Raw genomic sequence first — 20,445 nt, forward strand, 5'->3', positions numbered from 1 at the left:
AGAGTTCAGGTTAAATATTATGATTTAGTTGCTAAAGTTAGACCTTTAATCCTACAGTGCAGCCCTTGCAACAAACCATAATTATTAACTAAATGCTTCCTGAGTATTGACCTCGATAAATACTTTGTCCAATAAATATAATATTTAGTTCATCAATACTGCATAAACACGGCTGCTATTTGATCTTAAAGATATTTAAATTACACGGTAAATAATTATTACCGCTGTAACATTACTGTCACTTTGATGAAATATAATCACTGCAACGTTAAGATTAAAGGATGTTTTGATGACTTCCAATCCGAATAAGCCGACTTTTAATACGGATCGAAGCCGTCTATTTAAAGACCGACTTGCCCAGTTTGGCATAACCGTAGGTGGAGTAATGGTATTAATAGCGCTGCTATTAATTTTTTTCTACCTTCTTTATATAGTACAGCCAATTTTTGAATCAGCTAAAGTTGAAAAGCGCGACAGTTTTAATCTTACAAACGCAGAGCAAATAGTGGGAGTAGGCGTTGAGGAACAAACTGAAGTTGCTTATTTATTAAGCCAGCAAGGGAGTGTTGACTTTTATAGTGTTGAAAAAGCTAACTTTGGTAAAAAGCTAAAAACGCTAGAGGTAACCCTGCCTAGCGATGTGAGTAGCTTTGCTACCAGTGCACCGTTTCAGGGGCAATATGCATATGGTTTAGAAAATGGCAGTGTAAAAATTGTTATTCCTAAATTTATGGTGACGTTTCCAAATAACGAACGTAAATTAACTCCGCGTTTAGATTATCCGCTAGGCGAACTTGCTTTAGAGGTAGACGAGCAAGGTGCTGCTATAAAGCGTTTTGCATTTAGCCACTTTGAAGACAAAACAGCCGTTGTTGCGCTAACAGCCGACAAGCGCGTTTTATTTAGTAGCTTTGTTGCTGAAGAAAACATGTTTAGCGGCGAAGTAGAATGGCTTGTGGAACGCACCGAGCTAGATGTTGCTGGGCGAGTAGATGAGTTACTTATGTCGCCAGATACTACCCGAGTATTTGTGCGCTCAGCTAATCAAATTTATGTTTACGATACGCGCGACCCAAGCGAAGTAGAGCAAATTCAATTACTGTCTGCCAATGAAGAAAACGCTAATATTGTTTCGGCGCAATTACTTGCGGGCGCTAACTCTCTTATGTTGGCAAACGATAATGGAAAGGTATCGCAGTGGTTTGAAATAAATACCGACAGTGGCCGTGAATATCAAAAAATTCGTTCATTTGAAACAACAAAGCAAAGTAAATTAAACGTATTTACTGAGTTTTATCGCCGTACCTTTTTTACTACCAGTAGTAATGGTGAGTTAGGTGTTTATTACACCACAAGCCAAGCAAAATTGTGGCAAGGCAAAGTAAGCGAAGGAGCAATTAAAAACTTTGCTATAGCACCGCGTGCAAATGCAGCGCTAATTGTTGCCGACAACAAACTAATCGTATTAGAAATTCATAACGAACACCCAGAAGTTACTTGGTCTGCACTTTGGCAAGAAGTGTGGTACGAAGGTTACCCAGAGCCTGGTTATATTTGGCAATCAACCTCAGCCAGTGACGACTTTGAGTCTAAGTTTTCGTTAGTGCCTATTTCGTTTGGTACCTTAAAGGCGGCATTTTACGCCATGCTATTTGCCGTACCTATCGCGATTTCTGCTGCTATTTATACCGCTTACTTTATGTCGAGTGAACTGCGTAAAGTGGTTAAGCCAACGGTAGAAATAATGGAAGCACTTCCTACCGTTATTTTGGGCTTTTTAGCGGGCCTATGGTTAGCGCCTTTAATAGAGCAGCACTTACCAGCCATAGTCGGCTTACTGGTGTTATTACCTTTAGGTATTTTGGCCACTGCGCTTGGTTGGACTAAATTACCAGCCAGTATTCGCCATAAAATTCCTGAAGGATCGCATGCCATTATACTTATACCGGTAGTGTTATTTATTGGTTGGTTTTCGTTTGCGATGAGCGAAACTGTTGAGCTGTGGATGTTTGATGGTAACGTGCGCCAATATTTAACTAACGAGCTTGGCATGACCTTCGATCAGCGTAATGCCTTGGTAGTGGGTATTGCGATGGGCTTTGCTGTAATTCCTACTATATTTTCGATTGCGGAAGACGCGGTATTTAGCGTGCCTAAGCATTTGTCTAATGGCTCACTGGCACTGGGTGCAACACAGTGGCAAACACTGATACGCGTGGTATTACTTACCGCCAGCCCTGGAATATTTTCTGCGGTAATGATGGGCCTTGGCCGCGCAGTAGGCGAAACCATGATAGTGCTTATGGCAACCGGTAATACCCCGATTATGGATTGGAGTGTGTTTCAGGGAATGCGTACGCTTGCGGCAAATATTGCGGTTGAAATGCCAGAGTCGGAAGTGGGTAGTTCGCATTACAGAATATTGTTTTTAGCAGCATTTGTATTATTTATATTTACCTTTGTTTTTAACACCATTGCTGAGTTTGTTCGTCAGCAACTGCGTGAAAAATACAGCTCAATGTAAGTGGAGAACACGACATGGTAAAGCAGTGGTTTAGGTCTGGTTCTCCTTGGATTTGGATGACCGGTGGTGCGGTGAGCATCAGCTTAATTTCAGTAATTGGTTTATTAGCTATGATAGCGTGGAAAGGGTTAAGCTTTTTCTGGCCTTCTGAAGTAGTGCAATTTGAGCTGGAAGGCTCAATTGCAAAACAAACTATTATTGGTGAAATTTACGATCGAGAATTAGTACCCAAAGCGCGTTTAGCGGCAACCGGTGTTGATGTTTCGGCATATGATAGGGAAGAATTTGAGCGGTTATTAATTAAAACCGGTAACCGTGAATATGTAGATTTAGATTTTCGTTGGATATTAAACACCGACATAAAAAACCAATCAACGCCTACCACTCTTGCCGTGTTTGAGCGTAGCAAAAATGGTAATTTTTATGGCTACGTAGAAGGCGTAATTGAAGACGGACAACCTGTTACCGGCGATAAGGTAGCCTATTTACATAAGCTGGTTGAACGGGCAGTTGATTTAAACGACGAAGCACTTGATTTACAAAACGGTGATATTGGTCATATTAACTATGAACTGGAACGTCTAAGGCTAAAAGAAAAATCCTACTTACTTGATAATGAACTTACAGACGAACGTGTTGCAGAGCTTGCAGAGGCGCGTGCAGAACTACGTGCCGAGTATGCGGTGCTCGAAAAGCAACTGTTTGCACTGCGTAAACAAGCACAGCGCGACCAAGTTATGGTTAAAGATATGCGCGGCGAAATAGTCACCATTCCATTGTATCAAGTATTAGATGTGTGGTTTCCAAACGACATGAGCTTTTTAACCAAACTGGGCCATTACTTTATCCAATTAGGTAAGTTTGTATCAGATGACCCTCGCGAAGCAAATACCGAAGGTGGCGTATTTCCGGCCATATTTGGTACCGTGTTTATGGTTATGCTAATGGCTGTTATTGTGACGCCATTTGGGGTGGTTGCTGCAATTTACTTGCATGAATACGCGGCTAAAAATGCGGTAACTAAAATGATCCGTATTGCGGTAATTAACCTAGCCGGTGTACCTTCTATTGTATATGGTGTATTTGGCTTAGGCTTTTTTGTTTATATGCTAGGTGGCAGCCTTGACCAATTATTTTATCCTGAGTCATCACCTACTCCGGTATTTGGTACACCAGGTGTTATGTGGTCGGCTTTAACACTGGCAATACTTACCTTGCCTGTGGTTATTGTTTCCACTGAAGAGGGACTATCGCGTATTCCAAGTACGGTACGCCACGGATCATTAGCGCTTGGTGCCACACAAGCAGAAACCTTATGGCGTATTGTTATACCTATGGCAAGCCCAGCAATTATGACAGGTTTAATACTGGCTGTTGCGCGTGCAGCAGGTGAAGTAGCGCCATTAATGCTGGTGGGTGTAGTAAAAATGGCACCTACGTTACCGCTTGATGGTAACTTTCCATACTTTCACTTAGACAGAAAGTTTATGCACTTAGGTTTTCATATTTACGATGTTGGCTTTCAAAGCCCGAATGTTGAAGCGGCGCGACCGCTGGTATATGCAACGGCATTTTTATTAGTGTCGGTAATTATTACCCTCAACATAACCGCTATTGGTATACGTAATCATTTACGTGAAAAATTCAGATCGCTTGAGCTTTAATAAGATTTAATAGGTAACAAACATGATTTCAGTCGCTCCAAAAGTAAATCAAGCCAATACCAGCTTGAAGTTAGACTTAGACAATTTAACCACAGAGCAAACAGCGTTAGAGATTAAAGATCTCGATCTTTACTACGGCGATAAACAAGCGCTGAGTAAAGTAAATATGAATATTCCAAAGGGCCAGGTAACAGCCTTTATTGGCCCGTCGGGGTGTGGTAAATCAACCTTATTACGGTGTATTAACCGCATGAACGACTTAGTTGATATTTGCCGCATAGAAGGTGAAATACTGCTACATGGACAAAACATTTACGATAAAAGCGTTGATGTAGCGGCGCTGCGTCGTAACGTAGGCATGGTATTTCAGCGACCTAACCCTTTTCCTAAATCAATTTATGAAAATGTGGTTTATGGTTTGCGCTTACAAGGTATTAAAGACAAACGTAAATTAGATGAAGTAGTTGAGCAATCATTGCGTGGTGCAGCGCTGTGGGATGAAGTAAAAGACAGGCTACACGACAGCGCTTTTGGGTTGTCGGGTGGACAGCAGCAACGTTTAGTTATTGCGCGCTCAATTGCTATTTCGCCAGAAGTATTACTGCTTGATGAACCTACCTCGGCACTAGACCCTATTTCTACTTTAGTAATAGAGGAGCTAATTAACGATTTAAAGAGCAAGTTTACAGTGGTAATTGTTACCCATAATATGCAACAGGCCGCCCGGGTTTCTGACCAAACGGCGTTTATGTATATGGGGGAGCTAATTGAATACTCAGACACCAATACTTTATTTACAACGCCTAATAAGAAAAAAACAGAAGACTATATAACCGGTCGTTACGGCTAATTCAGCCGATATTATGTGTACAATATTGATAGGATAATAACGATGGAACATAACATTAATAAGCATATTTCTGGCCGTTTTAATCAAGAATTAGAAAACGTACGCAACCTTGTGCTTAGTATGGGCGGGCTGGTTGAGCAACAGCTTAACAGTGCGTTAGATGCAGTGAGCCAAAATGATGCTATGCTTGCGCAAAAAGTGCGAGAGAATGATTATAAAGTTAATGCAATGGAAGTAAGTATTGACGAAGAATGTACGCGAATTATTGCCAGGCGTCAGCCTGCTGCAAGCGATTTGCGTTTAGTGGTGGCTATTGCAAAAACCATTGCTGATTTAGAGCGTATAGGCGATGAAGCAAAGCGAATTGCTAAAGTTGCATTAGATTCATTTACTAAAGACCAACAGGCTTTATTAGTAAATATTGAAAATATGGGACGCCAAGTATCAAAAATGTTGCACGATGTACTTGATGCATTTGCACGTATGGACGTACAACGTGCATTTGAAGTACACAAAGAGGATGCTAAAGTTGATAGAGAGTACGAAGCCATTATTCGTCAAATTATGACCTATATGATGGAAGACCCGCGCTCAATCCCAAAAATTATGGATTTAGTGTGGTCAGTTCGTTCATTAGAACGCATTGGTGATCGGTGTCAAAATATTGCTGAATATATTATTTATTTTGTTAATGGAAAAGATATTCGTCATACATCTCAAGAAGATATAGAAAAGTCTTTATAATTTTTTTAATTAGTCCTTTTTATTACAACGACGAATTATAATTTTTTTTTAGTTTGCTGGCGGTTGAGCAATAAAAAGCGTTCACAATCGAGCTTAATACTGTAAAATTCATGCCGCACAGCATACTAAATTGATTTAAGGGTCAGTTATGCAAACTAACGCGTTTCTAGGAGTATTTGCAAAATCTCCTATCAAACCAATGGAAGAACATATTCGAAAGGTTCATCAAGCTAGTAAAGCTTTGATTCCTTTTTTTAATCACGTATTTAAAGAAGAATGGCAACAAGCTGAAGAGCTACGTTTAACCATTCGTAATTTAGAACGTGAAGCCGATGAAATGAAAAGAAATATACGTTTACAACTACCGCGTGGATTATTTATGCCGGTAGAGCGTACAGATCTGCTCGAATTAGTAACCCAGCAAGATAAAATTGCCAATAAAGCAAAAGACATTGCAGGGCGTGTAATTGGTCGTGAGATGATCATACCAAAAGTAATTCAAATCGACTTTTTAGCTTATTTAACACGTTGTGTTGATGCTACTAAACAAGCATCTAATGCGATAAATGAGTTAGAAGAGTTATTAGAAACAGGTTTTAAAGGTCGCGAAGTGGCCTTGGTTGAAAAAATGCTCGTTGAATTGGATGCCATAGAACAAGACACGGATGAAATGCAAATTAAAATACGCCGCCAACTACGCGCAGTAGAAGGTGAGTTAAACCCGGTTGATGTGATGTTTTTATATAAGATCATTGAATGGGTTGGCGAGCTTGCAGATATTGCAGAGCGCGTAGGATCACGTCTTGAGCTGATGTTAGCTCGTTAATTTAAAATCAGTTCAAAAACGATAGATTAAGGTTACACAATGGATATCATTGCATCTTACGGCACGGTATTAATTTTAATTGCCGCAGCAGTTGGCTTTTTTATGGCTTATGGTATTGGCGCAAATGATGTTGCCAATGCAATGGGCACATCAGTAGGCTCTAAAGCGCTAACGATTAAACAAGCGATTTTTATCGCGATGATCTTTGAGTTTGCAGGTGCTTACTTGGCCGGCGGCGAAGTTACATCGACAATTCGTAATGGCATTATTGATTCAACGCCATTTATGGATATTCCTGAATTAATGATATTAGGTATGATTTCTGCGCTTTTTGCAGCAGGCGCCTGGCTATTAATGGCATCATTCTTAGGATGGCCAGTATCAACTACTCACTCTATTATTGGCGCTATTATAGGTTTTGCTTTAGTTGCAGTAGGCAGTGAAGCGATTCATTGGAACAAGGTTGCAGGAATTGTTGGTAGTTGGATAGTAACGCCTGCTATATCGGGTTTTATTGCCTACTTAATATTTATGAGCGCACAAAAGCTTATTTTTGATACGGCTACTCCGCTTAAAAATGCTAAACGTTTCGTGCCAATTTATATGGGCTTAGCTGGCTTTATTATGTCACTTGTGACAATTAAAAAAGGCTTAAAACATATTGGTATTAACTTAGGCACAGTGGAAGGTATTAGTCTATCTATTGCGATTGCAGTAGTAGTAGGCTTTATTGGTAAAATTGCAATTTCACGTTTAAAAATCGACCCTCAGGCCGATAAAAAAATGCAATTTAATAACGTTGAAAAAGTTTTTGCAGTACTTATGGTCTTAACGGCTTGTTGTATGGCATTTGCTCATGGTTCTAACGACGTTGCTAATGCTATTGGTCCTCTTGCGGCTGTGGTAAGTATTGTTGAAAACAACGGTGAAATTGCAAAACAAGCGGCTATTGCTTGGTGGATATTACCACTAGGTGGTTTTGGTATTGTGGCCGGTTTAGCTATTTTAGGTAAAAAAGTAATTAAAACGATTGGCGAAGGGATCACACATTTAACCCCTAGCCGTGGTTTTGCTGCTGAATTAGCTGCTGCTTCAACTGTTGTAATTGCATCTGGTACAGGCTTACCAATTTCAACTACGCAAACCTTAGTGGGTGCGGTGTTGGGTGTAGGTATGGCACGCGGTATTGCCGCACTGAACATGGGTGTTATTAGAAACATTGTAGTTTCTTGGGTAATTACATTGCCAGTGGGCGCAGGCCTTGCTATTGTTATTTTCTACGTACTAAGAACCGCATTTGGGGTTTAATAAAAAAGTACTTAAAGACTTTTAGCTTGAAAAGATCTCAATGCCCTAGGTGTTGGGGTCTTTTTATTTGTGGAAAGAAAAAATGACTAATCTTCCGAGTATAAAACAGCTGCAGTATTTACTTGCAGTACATCAATATCAACATTTTGGCCGCGCTGCTAGTGCGTGCTTTATTGGTCAATCAACATTAAGTACAGCCATTCAAAACTTAGAAGAAACACTAGGCTGCCAACTTATTGAACGTGAAAACCGCAGTTTAATGTTTACCACCATTGGTGAGGAAGTAGTTGAACGTTCGCGCAAAATTATTCACGACACAATCAGTTTAAAAGAGCTCACTAAAAGCTTTTTAACGCCGCTGAGTGGTAAGTTAACCGTAGGGGTTATTCCTACTATTGCGAGCTTTATTGCCGCGCCTTTGTATCACTTTTGTAAGCAAGAATTTTGCGATTTAGAACTGGTATTAGTAGAAGATACTAGCGATAAGTTACTCGATAAATTAGAGCATGGTCAGATAGATTTAGCCTTATTAGCACTGCCGTATCAAACCGATAAGTTTCATACTCAGGTGTTAGCTAGAGATCATTTTAGTTTGGTACATCACAAAGACTACACGCCAGCAAAGAACGTGCAAGACTTTAACTTATTACCCGACGCCAGCGTGTTCTTACTAGAACGTGAGCACTGTATGACCGGGCACGCGCTTAGTGCATGTCATTTAAACCGTGTCAGCTGCATAAACCCGTTTGAAGCAGCCAGCTTGCATACTTTATTGAGCATGGTGGAGTATCAGTTGGGGGTGACCTTTTTACCGCAAATGGCGATTAATGCCGGCATTTTAGATAATAAAAATATGCTAGCAACCCCATCGGCGAATGAGGCATACCGTGAAATTGGTATTTTGTGGCGTAAAACAACCGGACGAATTCGCGACTTTAAATTGTTCAGCCAGCAATTAGAGGTGTTTTTAAAACACCAATGTAGTTTAGACTTTGCTAAAGAGACAGCAACAAGCAGCTAAGATAGCTGCTTGTTTTCATGGTTATGGCTTTCATATGGTTCTAGTTTAGGTAAAAAAAGTAAATAAACCCAAACAACCAGATTAAAGTAAGGCACTAGCCCTAATACAGTAAATACCCGAACCGGATAACCTTTAATGTGTGCATATCGGTAACACTGAAACGCAATTGCAAAATGCATAAGTAGTAATAAAACAACTAGCTGTGTCATATTTACCTCCTTAAACTCTAATAACATCCAACATCCAACAAATTGTCGTCTTATTTGAGCTGATTTATAATGTCATGTTTTTTTGCGCTTATCGTATTAATTGCGCGACATTTGCTGATTTGTAAGTAAAGTATAGCCGAGAAAGATAATTATGATAGTAGTAAAGAGCTTAATTTTGTTTACAGCTGTTTATTTTTTGCTAGGTAGTTGTTGGTAAAACGTTTTATTTTTTAAAATCTTTTCAAGTTCACTTTTAACACCTTTAATAGGCATAGGGCGAGCTATAAAATAGCCTTGGCCGTAGTCAACGCCAATTTCTTTTAATGCAAAAAATACTTCTTCGGTTTCTACATATTCAGCCACAGAGCGCTTATCGAGTGAATGACTAATGTCGTTAATGGCCTTTACTAGTGCTAAATCAATAGGGTCGTTGAGCATATCGCAAACAAACGAGCCATCAATTTTTACATGCTGTGCTGGCAGTTGTTTCAAGTAGTTAAAAGTACTGAAGCCGGTGCCAAAATCGTCAATCGAAAAGTGACAGCCTAAAATATTGAGTTTTTCAATCATTTTACGCGTAGCTGCTAAGTTGTTAATGCTGGCAGATTCGGTAATTTCAAAAATTATTTGTGTTGGTAAAACCTGATACTTTGCTAAATTTGACTCTATTAATGGCACTAAACGCTCATCTAAAAATGACTGCGCAGAGAGATTTATAGCTACTTGGTTAAGTTCTGGGTAGAGGGCAACATTAGCAATTGTGTTACGAATAACGCATTGATCCATTAAAAAAGTATCGTTTAGCATTTCTAATGAAGGAATAAATTGATTAGGAAAAACTAGTTCATCATTTATTTTTAAGCGCAGCAGCACCTCAAAGTAAGCAACTTCATTGCGCCTAAAATCCCAAATTGGTTGGTAATGCAGTTCAATGCTGTCTTGTTGTAGCGCTTGGCGAATACCATGACCCCACTCTAAACCCGTTTGTAGCGTATTGTTATGGGCATCTTGTTTTGCATAGCAATGTACTAAATTACGACCTAAATTTTTAGCGATATACAGGGCAATATCAGCTTGTTTTAAACATTCGCTCGGGTCGCAATTCTTTTCGGTAATTTGAGTTAAACCAATTGAGCAACTGATTGAGTATATTTGCTCCTCAGACTTAAATTGATTTTGTTCAATTGCGTTACATATACCTTCGGCAATTAAATGCGCGTCAAGCAAGTTGGTATGTTTGAGGATCACAGCAAATTCGTCGCCGCCAACTCTACACACTAAATGCTCGGTACTTATGTTTGTTATAAATAATTGCGCTACTTCTTTTAAAACAATATCGCCTTGTTGATGGCCTTTACTGTCGTTAATTATTTTAAAGTGATCTAAATCGATATAAATAAGCGCGTGTTCAATATCAGAATGCGTGTGCTGAGGTTGGCAAATACGATTCAGCTGTTGGTCAAAGTAATAGCGATTATGCAGGCCAGTAAGCGTATCGTGAAGTGCTAAATGGCGCAGCTGCAGTTCCGCTTGTTTACGTTCATGAATATTGTCGATTGTGGCGGTAATAGTGGCGTTATTATGGCTGTTTTGTATGAGCTGCAGCCGACATTCAACCCAAATTTGGCTGCCATTTTTATGTTGTAGCCTTATTTCAACTTGTTGTTTGTACTCACCACCACAAAGAATGTCGTCTATTGTTGCTTGTAGTTTTACTTGGCATTCAGCAATACAAAAATTAGTTAATTGCTGTTGTAGTGTCGATTTAACACCAAAGCCACTTAATGCTTCCCACGCTGGGTTGATAAAGCGAATAAGCCCTTGCTGATCAAGTTCTAGAACAACAGTATTTAAATGCAATAAAATACGTTGATGCGCAGAAAATAAATCTCGGTATCGCACTTCGCTTATGCTCAGTTGCTCTACTTTGTTAGCAAATTCAGCGTAGCTCACCATAAAGTCTTCGCGACGCGCTGCATGGTCGCATACTTTATTTAAAAATGGCGGATCGTATGGGGCACGTATAAAGTCGGTGACACCCGAAAGTAAAAGCTGCTCCGCATAATCTGCATCATCACTATCTATAATAGTTACAATTGCTTGCATAGGATTATGTTGTAAAATTTCAGATACTAGCACGCTCGACTCTTCTGCTCTTGCAGCGGTTGCATCAAGTAAAACAATTGCAAATTGTTGCTGGTTATAAGCATTAAGCGCGGCTTGGCTCGAGGTGACATGGGTAATCGAAAAGTTTAGCAGTAACGGCTTGCTGATTTCATTGGCTTTAGTGTTAGTCGGCTCTAACAGTAAGAGGTTTAAACGGCTGCTTTTTTCTAAATGGTTAGCGAGCACACTTGCCAGCACTTGCGGCAGCATGTCTTGGCGCTCAAAAGGTAATACTGCATCAATACCGTAGCTGCGGGCAGTAGTTTCAGCTATTCGTTCACAATAAATAGGGGGAATAAGTAAGATTGGGGTATTTTTAGGGGTATTTAATAAGCCCGAGCGGATCATTCTTGAGAAGCGCCAGCCATCAATTTTACCTACATCAAGGCCAGTAATAATTATATTAACGGCTTGTTTTTTTAATATTTTTAAAGCTTGTTGGCTATCAGATACTTCTATAAATTCAAAAACATTTAATTTCTCTAAAGTGGCTCGAATAGTGCCACGCTCAGCACTGCTGGCGTTTAATATTAGCAATTTAAGCTGATTTACCACGTTTAGAGTACCCCTAAAAAATCACGATTATTCAAAAGAGTAAGAGTAATGATATTTACCGCTTAGGACAAGCGTATTTACGGCATGATAATAAATGCAGTAAAACAAGTGTAATTTAATGAGAATTTACCTGATTTCTTGAGCTTCATAAGCGATAGATATACACTTGGCGCGACTTTAAATGATGTGGATTACCAACTATGCGCGTGGCTGATTTTAGCTTTGACCTTCCCGACGAATTAATTGCTCGTTTTCCTAAGCAAGACAGAACAAGTAGCCGCTTATTGAGCCTAGATGGCCCAAGTGGTGTAGTTGAGCACAAAGTATTTAGTGATTTGCTTGAATTAGTTAACGAAAATGACTTGTTGGTGTTTAATAACACGCGAGTAATACCTGCCCGTATGTTTGGTCAAAAAGCGTCAGGCGGAAAAGTTGAAGTATTAGTAGAGCGTGTGCTTGATGAGCATAGAGTGCTGGCACATGTGCGCGCAAGTAAATCGCTAAAGCCTGGCAACGAAGTAATTCTTGAAGGCAAGGCAAAAGCAACCATGGTTGCGCGTCACGATACCTTATTTGAGCTGGAGTTTGAGCATAGCCAAAACGTACTCGATATATTAAATGATATTGGCCATATGCCATTACCGCCGTATATAGATCGCCCTGATAACGAGGCTGATCGTGAGCGTTATCAAACCGTGTACGGCGAAAAGCCTGGAGCGGTTGCGGCTCCTACCGCCGGTTTGCATTTTGACGATAAGTTAATGGCTGCACTAAAAAATAAAGGCGTACAAATGGCTTTTGTTACACTGCATGTGGGAGCGGGGACGTTTCAACCGGTGCGTGTTGCCACGGTAGATGAGCACATTATGCACTCAGAATACATAGAAGTGCCAGATGATGTGGTTGCTGCTGTAGCAAACACTAAAGCCAATGGTGGGCGTGTTATTGCCATAGGTACAACGTCTGTACGCTCTCTAGAATCTGCAGCAAAAGTACACGGTGGTAAGTTAGATACTTACTTTGGTGATACCGATATATTTATTTATCCGGGTTATCAATTTAATGTGGTTGATGCCATGATCACGAACTTTCACTTACCAGAGTCAACGCTTATTATGCTGGTAAGTGCCTTTGCCGGACAAAACAATATTATGGGCGCATATAACACCGCCATAGAGCAGCAGTATCGTTTTTTTAGTTATGGCGATGCGATGTTTTTAACCCGTAAATAAACACCACAAAATTTACTTGTTTAAGCTGGCTATTTGCTTTTAAATCAGCATTGAATTTACCGCAGTTAATAGTATTAACGCAGTAAAAAGGGTAGAATCGAGCGGTTAAATTATAGCTTGTTGGACTGTTTTTCCGACATTGAGGACAATATGAAATTTGAATTAGACACTACAGACGGTAAAGCACGCCGCGGCCGCTTGATTTTTGACCGTGGTGTAATAGAAACTCCAGCATTTATGCCTGTAGGTACTTACGGTACTGTTAAAGGCATGACACCGGATGAAGTAAAAGCAACAGGCGCGCAAGTTTGTTTAGGTAATACGTTTCACCTAATGCTGCGCCCAGGCACTGAAATCATTAAGCAACATGGTGGTTTACATAAGTTTATGAATTGGGATTTCCCGATTCTAACTGACTCAGGTGGCTTCCAGGTGTTCAGCCTAGGTGCCATGCGTAAAATTACCGAAGAAGGCGTATTATTTAGCTCCCCAGTAAATGGCGAGAAAATTATGATGACGCCAGAATCATCAATGCAAGTACAGCGCGACTTGGGTTCAGATATCGTGATGATTTTTGACGAATGTACACCATACCCTGCTACCGAAAAAGAAGCTAAAGATTCAATGGAATTGTCACTTCGCTGGGCTAAACGCTCAAAAGAAGGCCATGGCGACAACCCATCCGCACTGTTTGGTATTATTCAAGGTGGTATGTACCCAGAGTTACGTGCACAATCGCAAGCCGGACTTGAAGAAATAGGCTTTGATGGCTATGCATTAGGTGGTTTATCGGTAGGTGAGCCGAAAAACGAAATGATCAATATTCTTGATCATTGCGCGTACAAAATGCCAGCAGACAAACCACGTTATTTAATGGGTGTAGGTAAGCCAGAAGACTTAGTTGAGTCGGTACGCCGTGGTATTGATATGTTTGACTGTGTTATGCCAACCCGTAACGCTCGTAATGGTCATTTATTTATAACCACAGGTGTGGTTAAAATACGTAACGCAGTACATAAAACAGATACTGGCCCGCTTGACCCTGAGTGTGATTGCCATACCTGTGGAAACTACTCACGTGCCTATTTACATCACCTTGATAAATGTAACGAAATTTTAGGCGCACGATTAAACACTATTCATAACTTACGTTATTATCAACGTGTTATGGAAGGCTTACGTAACGCAATTAGCGCAGGTAAGTTAGATGAGTTCGTTCAGGATTTTTATGCTCGCCGTGGCCAAGACGTGCCAGAGCTTGCAGATATAACAAATTAAATTTTAAAAATTAAAGAGGAAGTATCATGAGTTTATTTATTTCGAATGCCCACGCAAGTACTGGTTCTGCATCTGCCGGTGGCGGAATGGAAATGCTAATAATGTTAGCTATTTTCGGTTTGGTTTTTTACTTTTTGATTTATCGCCCGCAAGCTAAGCGTGTTAAAGAGCATAAAAGCTTAATGAGCGCGATGGCTAAAGGTGATGAAGTACTTACCCAAGGCGGTTTAGTGGGTAAAATAGTAAAAATTGCAGATGATAAAGATTTTGTTGTTATCTCATTAAACGAGCAAGCAGAAGTAACAGTACAAAAATCAGCCGTAACTGCGGTATTGCCAAAAGGCACAATGAAGTCGCTATAAAAATAATAAGGACGACCCCGTGTTAAACAAGTTTCCACTTTGGAAGTATTTACTTGTTTTAGCTGTGGTAGCCGTTGGCCTTTTATACGCCTCTCCAAACTTGTATGGTCGCGATCCGGCTATACAAGTTTCTGGCGCTAAAGGTGCTGATGTTGATCTCAGTGTAATAGACAAAGTAAACGCAACCCTCAAAAAACATAACGTTAGTGTTAAATCAACGAAACTCGAAGATGGGCAAATACTCGTTCGCTTTAGAAACGTTGAAGAGCAGCTAAAAGCGCAAGATTTATTGCGTAACTCTCTTAGCGATGATTACATTTCTGCTATAAACATGGCTCCAGCGCAACCAGCTTGGTTAAAAGCGGTTGGCGGCAACCCAATGAAGCTAGGCCTAGACTTAAGTGGTGGTGTGCATTTCACCATGGAAATTGACATGGCGACAGCCGTTGATAACCAGCTTGAGCAAATGGAAGAAGACTTTCGTAGCGACCTACGTGAAGAAAAACTTCGTTATCGCAGTGTTCGCCGTGTAGCGGGCTCTGATCGTATGCGTGTAGAAATGCGCAGCGAAGAAGATAAAGACGCTGCAGAGCGCTTCTTAAAAACGCAGTATCCATTAAATGTATACATAGATGATAGCAGTAACGATAACGCATTTTATGCGACTATGAGTGAGCAAAAACTCAAAGAAATTCGTGATTACGCTATCAAGCAAAACGAAACGATTATTCGTAACCGTATTAACCAAATTGGTGTTGCTGAGCCAAACGTACAGCGCCAAGGTGCTGAGCGAATTATTGTGCAACTACCCGGCATTCAAGATACTGCTCGTGCTAAAGAGATTTTAGGCGCAACGGCCACACTTGAGTTTCGCGAAGTAGAAGAAAACGCCGATATTAGCGCTGCTGCTCAAGGTCGTATCCCACCGGGTACTGAAATGATCATGAGCCGTGACGGTTACCCTGTGGTACTTAAAAAACGTATTATTCTTGAAGGTAGCCATATTACTGGCGCGCAATCAGGTAGCGATGAATACCAACGCCCGCAAGTAAGTATTACGCTAGATAGCAAAGGTGGGGCAAAAATGAATGCCTTTACCAAGCGAGCTATTGGTAAGCGCATGGCCACGGTATTTATTGAATACAAACCATCAGGTAAAAAAGATGCCGACGGTAAAGCGCTTCCGCCTATTAAGGTTGAAGAAGTTATTAACGTAGCAACTATTCAAGCACGCCTTGATCGCTCGTTCCGTATTACCGGTATTGATAACCCAGCAGAAGCACATAACTTAAGCTTATTACTACGTGCTGGTGCACTTGTAGCGCCAATTCAAATAGTTGAAGAGCGCACCGTAGGGCCAAGCTTAGGGCAAGAAAACATTGAAGCAGGTATGACCGCGGTAGCACTTGGTTTTGCATTCGTACTTGCATTTATGCTTATTTACTACAAAGGCTTTGGCATGGTTGCTAACCTTGCGCTTGCTGCTAACTTAGTACTTATTATTGGTGTTATGTCGTTAATTCCAGGCGCAACGCTTACTTTGCCTGGTATTGCCGGTATTGTACTAACTGTAGGTATGGCGGTTGATGCCAACGTACTTATTTTTGAACGTATTCGTGAAGAGCTGGCCGATGGCCGTAGCCCTCAACAAGCCGTTCATTTTGGTTATGACAGTGCATTTAGCACTATTTTCGATGCCAATATTACCACCTTAATTGCTGCCGTTATTTTGTTTGCTGTGGGCACTGGCCCAATTGCAGGCTTTGCGGTTACGTTAGCAATTGGTATTTTAACGTCAATGTTTACAGCTATTGTTGGTACACGTGCGATTATCAACTTATTTATCGGCGGTAAACGTGTTGATAAACTTTCAATTTAAGGAGTAGCCATGCAAATTTTAAAATTGGGTAGCAAAACCCTACGTTTCATGTCTCTTCGTAAAGTGGCAATGGGTTTTTCAACGTTATTAATTTTAGCGGCATTTATATCGGTTTTCACTAAAGGCTTAAACTTTGGTTTAGACTTTACCGGTGGTACTGCCGTAGAAGTTGGCTTTTCGCAACCTGCAGATCTTAAAAAGGTGCGTAATGTACTTGCCGAAAATGGCTTTGCAGATGCATCGGTACAATTGTTTGGTTCAAGCCAAGAAATTTTAGTTCGTTTAGCGCCGCGCGGCGATGACGTAAAAGCTGAAGTTATTGGTAACCAAGTTATTGCTGCATTAAAGCTAGCAGACGAAAGCGTAGTAATGCGCCGTATTGAGTTTGTTGGCCCAAGCGTAGGTGAAGACCTAAAAGAGCAGGGTGGCCTGGCCATGTTAACTGCGCTTATTTGTATCTTGATTTATGTAGCGTTTCGCTTTGAATGGCGTTTTGCAGTAGGCGCAGTAAGCGGCTTAATTCACGATGTTATTATTACCGTTGGCTTATTTTCGGTATTAGGTTTAGAGTTCGATTTAACCATATTAGCGGCTATATTAGCGGTAATAGGTTACTCGCTAAACGATACCATTGTAGTATCTGACCGTATTCGTGAAAACTTCCGCAAAGTACGTATTGATGACACGATAGAAATTATCGATATTTCTTTAACACAAACGCTTAATCGTACCTTAGTAACGTCAATTACCACTATTTTAGTATTAATTGCCTTGTTTATTTGGGGCGGTCAAACCATTCATGGCTTTGCTACAGCATTGTTATTTGGTGTGTTTATTGGTACTTATTCATCTATTTACGTTGCCAGCTCAGTTGCTATTGCACTTGGCGTAAGTAAAGAAGATTTAATACCAGAAGTGATTGAAAAAGAAGGTGCTGATCTAGACGCTATGCCGTAATAGATTTGTAAGCCGATATTAACCGCCCATCTGGGCGGTTTTTTATTGCCTGCAGATTGCCATAAAAATGTCATATTCGCTTGCTACTTTACCTTGAGTAAATCGTAATAGAGCTTAGCAATAATGAAGCAGCGTAAATTATTAAATGAAATTTTAGAAAATGGCACAATTACCACCTTGTTTCAGCCGCTTTTTGATATTAGCAGGCAGACCATTCTCGGTTATGAAGCACTCAGCAGAGGGCCTAAAAATAGCTGTTTAGAAATGCCTAATACACTGTTTCAGGTGGCTCATCAATATGGTCTTATTTCAGAGCTTGAGCTACTGTGCCGCTCTAAAGCTATTGAGAACTTTGTGCATTTGAAGCTGCAGGGCAAACTATTTTTAAATGTTAGTCCTAAAACGTTACTCGACCCAAGTCATCCTAAAGGCGAAACACTGCATCTCATTAAGCAGTTTGGTTTAGCAGCTCATCGGGTGGTGATAGAGGTAACAGAGCAAGAAAGAGTCGAGGATGAGTTTTTACTACAAAAAACCATGGCACATTACCGCTCTTTAGGCTTCACTATTGCAATTGATGACTTAGGTACGGGGTATTCTGGGTTAAAGCAATGGTCGGAGTTATGCCCAGACTTTGTCAAAATCGATCGTTATTTTATCGATCATTGCGATAAAAGTGTGGTTAAAAAAGAGTTTTTAAAGTTAATAACAGCTCTGGCAAAAGTAACCAATACGACAGTGATTGCAGAGGGAATTGAGCGAGCAGAAGAGCTAACTGTGTTAGAAGGAATGGGTATCAACTATGTGCAAGGGTTTTTACTTGAACGACCAAGTAATAAACCAAGTTATGTGCTTTCAGCAAGGCAAATTCAAGCACTGAGCTTTGCCGCAAATACAAACCAGTTAAATAACTCTATGGCTATTGGTTGGCTTGCAGTAGCGCAGCAAACTATTGATAGCGAAACCAGTTGTAAAGACGCCCATGCGCTATTTGAACGAGATAAATCAATTGCCAGCCTAGTGGTAATTAATTCGCAGTGTCAGCCAATTGGCTTGCTCCACAAAGAGCAACTTAGTGAAGTGTTTGCAGCGGCCTATGGCCATGCTTTGTATGACAAGCGTGCGGCCACTGTAGTAATGGACAGGCAACCGCTAGTGGTAGATGAAAACCAGCTGCTAGATAACGTTAGTCAGCAAATTACCGAATGCGACTTTGATATTCGCCGCCATATAGTGATCACCCGAGGGCAGCAGTATTTAGGCATTGTGCCAGTACGCGACATATTAAAACATATAACAGATGAAAAAATTCGTCATGCGCAGCACGCTAACCCATTAACTATGTTACCCGGTAATCTAGCTCTTAACGATGCCATAGAGCGGCGTTTAGCTACACAAAAGGCGTTTTCATTGGCGTATTTAGATTTGAACCATTTTAAACAGTTTAATGATTTGTTTGGTTATGCTAGCGGCGATAGTGTAATTAAACTATTAGCAAATATTACGATGCAGGCGTGTAGTAATACAAACAGTTTTGTTGGCCATATTGGCGGCGATGACTTTATGGTGCTATTTGATGATAATAATGCTGTCGCAGTGTTCGAGCATATTATTCGCCAATTTGAAATAGAATCACAGGTGTTTTTTAGTTCCGAACATATTAAAAATAAGGGATATTGGAGTGCAAATAGAGAAGGGAAGCCACAATTTGTGCCATTAGTAACACTGGCAATAGGCTTAGTTACTCCCGATTTACACCATTATAAGAATAGCCATCAGGTTGCAGCATTGGCAAGTAATGCTAAAAAATCAGCAAAGCGCTTTGCTCATAGCCATTTGTTTTTATGTCGGCGTAGTAAGCCAAGTAGTGTGGTTGCTAGGTTAGAAAAACAAGCAGTTTAATCGTCATAAATAATTTTTTGCAGACAACAAAAAAGGAGCCTAAGCTCCTTTTTTAAACCATGCAGTTTTTATTAACGAAGTAATGACTCAGTTAATACAGGGCGAATTTCGCGAATTATTGCTTGAGTTAGCTTAGGTGCGCCACAGATAATGTTACCACTATTGTTATAGTTTACGCCGCCAGCAAAATCTACAACCATGCCGCCTGCTTCTTTTACTAATAGCTCGCCTGCAGCAGTATCCCAAGGTTTTAAACCAATTTCGAAAAAGCCATCAACGCGTCCAGCAGCCACATAAGCCATGTCTAGCGCAGCAGAGCCCGCACGACGGATATCAGCAGTATGTATGAATAAAGCTTTAAACGCTTCTGTGTATGCATCTAGGTGTTGTTTTTGCTTGAAAGGGAAGCCTGTAGCTAAGATTGAACCGCCTAAATCAACTGTTTTAGAAACGCGTAAACGTTTGCTGTTAAGTTGTGCGCCTTGACCACGAGAGGCAGTGAAAAGCTCACCACGAATTGGATCATAAATAACGGCTTGGTCTAAACGACCTTTTACTTTAAGTGCGATAGAAACCGCAAAATGAGGAATACCCTTGATGAAGTTAGTTGTGCCATCAAGCGGGTCAACAATCCATTGGTAATCTGCATCCTTACCTTTATGCTCGCCTAATTCTTCACCAACAATGCAGTGATCAGGGTAAGAGCGTAAAATGGTGTCGCGAATTATAGCTTCAGCTTCTTTATCAATGTTAGTCACTAAATCGTTAGTGCCTTTTTGTTGAACTTCAACTTTTGATAAATCTTCACTTGCACGAAGTATAATTTTGCCTGCGTTACGCGCAGCGCGAACCGCAATGTTTAACATTGGATGCATGGTATTACCTTTGGGTTGTAAAAGAACGTTTATATATTTTAGCTGGCGTATTTTAGCGACTTTTGCCATAAAGTAAACAACAAAGCCTAAATA

Annotated in this window: 16 protein-coding genes; 13 read left to right on the forward strand and 3 right to left on the reverse strand. The window is 40.5% G+C overall.

The features are described 5' to 3' along the window. Nucleotides 1-289 precede the first annotated feature (289 nt). From RB215_RS01515 to RB215_RS01545, 7 genes are all read left to right on the forward strand, one after another. Nucleotides 290-2,524, forward strand: coding sequence for an ABC transporter permease subunit (locus tag RB215_RS01515; RefSeq protein WP_309216716.1), 2,235 nt, complete (start codon nucleotides 290-292; stop codon nucleotides 2,522-2,524). A 14-nt stretch (nucleotides 2,525-2,538) separates the two neighbouring features. Further along, nucleotides 2,539-4,188, forward strand: a complete 1,650-nt coding sequence (pstA, locus tag RB215_RS01520; RefSeq protein WP_011327023.1) for a phosphate ABC transporter permease PstA — start codon at nucleotides 2,539-2,541, stop codon at nucleotides 4,186-4,188. A 22-nt stretch (nucleotides 4,189-4,210) separates the two neighbouring features. Continuing rightward, nucleotides 4,211-5,038, forward strand: a complete 828-nt coding sequence (gene pstB, locus RB215_RS01525) for a phosphate ABC transporter ATP-binding protein PstB (RefSeq protein ID WP_011327024.1) — start codon at nucleotides 4,211-4,213, stop codon at nucleotides 5,036-5,038. Between the two features lie 42 nt (nucleotides 5,039-5,080). Beyond that, on the forward strand, nucleotides 5,081-5,782 hold the full coding sequence (gene phoU, locus RB215_RS01530; protein WP_011327025.1) for a phosphate signaling complex protein PhoU: 702 nt from the start codon (nucleotides 5,081-5,083) through the stop codon (nucleotides 5,780-5,782). 148 nt (nucleotides 5,783-5,930) lie between these two features. Next, the gene (locus tag RB215_RS01535; RefSeq protein WP_011327026.1) at nucleotides 5,931-6,608 is read left to right on the forward strand and encodes a TIGR00153 family protein; all 678 of its coding nucleotides are present in this window, start codon (nucleotides 5,931-5,933) and stop codon (nucleotides 6,606-6,608) included. Between the two features lie 39 nt (nucleotides 6,609-6,647). After that, nucleotides 6,648-7,916, forward strand: a complete 1,269-nt coding sequence (locus RB215_RS01540; protein WP_041454322.1) for an inorganic phosphate transporter — start codon at nucleotides 6,648-6,650, stop codon at nucleotides 7,914-7,916. Between the two features lie 82 nt (nucleotides 7,917-7,998). Beyond that, on the forward strand, nucleotides 7,999-8,937 hold the full coding sequence (locus tag RB215_RS01545; RefSeq protein ID WP_086994795.1) for a hydrogen peroxide-inducible genes activator: 939 nt from the start codon (nucleotides 7,999-8,001) through the stop codon (nucleotides 8,935-8,937). Here the strand turns inward: RB215_RS01545 and RB215_RS01550 are convergent. Both RB215_RS01550 and RB215_RS01555 read right to left on the reverse strand, forming a co-directional pair. Then, a complete protein-coding gene (locus RB215_RS01550) occupies nucleotides 8,934-9,146 on the reverse strand; it encodes a hypothetical protein (protein ID WP_011327029.1) in 213 nt (70 codons plus the stop codon). The genes RB215_RS01545 and RB215_RS01550 overlap by 4 nt on opposite strands. A 189-nt stretch (nucleotides 9,147-9,335) precedes the next feature. Then, nucleotides 9,336-11,867, reverse strand: coding sequence for an EAL domain-containing protein (locus RB215_RS01555; protein ID WP_182677001.1), 2,532 nt, complete (start codon nucleotides 11,865-11,867; stop codon nucleotides 9,336-9,338). A 200-nt stretch (nucleotides 11,868-12,067) separates the two neighbouring features. Between RB215_RS01555 and queA the strand changes: the two genes are divergently transcribed. The 6 genes from queA (at nucleotide 12,068) to RB215_RS01585 (ending at nucleotide 19,477) form a co-directional block, all read left to right on the forward strand. Further along, nucleotides 12,068-13,099 carry a tRNA preQ1(34) S-adenosylmethionine ribosyltransferase-isomerase QueA gene (queA, locus tag RB215_RS01560; RefSeq protein ID WP_306287616.1) on the forward strand — a complete coding sequence of 344 codons (1,032 nt, stop codon included), beginning with the start codon at nucleotides 12,068-12,070 and terminating at the stop codon, nucleotides 13,097-13,099. A gap of 150 nt (nucleotides 13,100-13,249) precedes the next feature. Further along, nucleotides 13,250-14,377, forward strand: a complete 1,128-nt coding sequence (tgt, locus tag RB215_RS01565; protein ID WP_011327032.1) for a tRNA guanosine(34) transglycosylase Tgt — start codon at nucleotides 13,250-13,252, stop codon at nucleotides 14,375-14,377. 26 nt (nucleotides 14,378-14,403) lie between these two features. Beyond that, a complete protein-coding gene (gene yajC, locus RB215_RS01570; RefSeq protein WP_011327033.1) occupies nucleotides 14,404-14,739 on the forward strand; it encodes a preprotein translocase subunit YajC in 336 nt (111 codons plus the stop codon). A gap of 19 nt (nucleotides 14,740-14,758) precedes the next feature. Then, entirely contained in the window at nucleotides 14,759-16,618 is a 1,860-nt protein-coding gene (gene secD, locus RB215_RS01575; RefSeq protein WP_011327034.1) for a protein translocase subunit SecD, read from the forward strand. A 9-nt stretch (nucleotides 16,619-16,627) separates the two neighbouring features. Beyond that, entirely contained in the window at nucleotides 16,628-17,575 is a 948-nt protein-coding gene (gene secF / locus RB215_RS01580; RefSeq protein WP_011327035.1) for a protein translocase subunit SecF, read from the forward strand. A 123-nt stretch (nucleotides 17,576-17,698) separates the two neighbouring features. Further along, nucleotides 17,699-19,477: a GGDEF domain-containing protein gene (locus RB215_RS01585; protein ID WP_375144243.1), complete on the forward strand. Its 1,779-nt coding sequence runs from the start codon at nucleotides 17,699-17,701 to the stop codon at nucleotides 19,475-19,477. 71 nt (nucleotides 19,478-19,548) lie between these two features. Here the strand turns inward: RB215_RS01585 and suhB are convergent, their stop codons facing one another. After that, nucleotides 19,549-20,352, reverse strand: coding sequence for an inositol-1-monophosphatase (suhB, locus tag RB215_RS01590; RefSeq protein ID WP_011327036.1), 804 nt, complete (start codon nucleotides 20,350-20,352; stop codon nucleotides 19,549-19,551). Nucleotides 20,353-20,445 lie beyond the last annotated feature (93 nt).

The organism is Pseudoalteromonas sp. HL-AS2 (genome assembly GCF_031198805.1).
Classification (GTDB): domain Bacteria; phylum Pseudomonadota; class Gammaproteobacteria; order Enterobacterales; family Alteromonadaceae; genus Pseudoalteromonas; species Pseudoalteromonas nigrifaciens.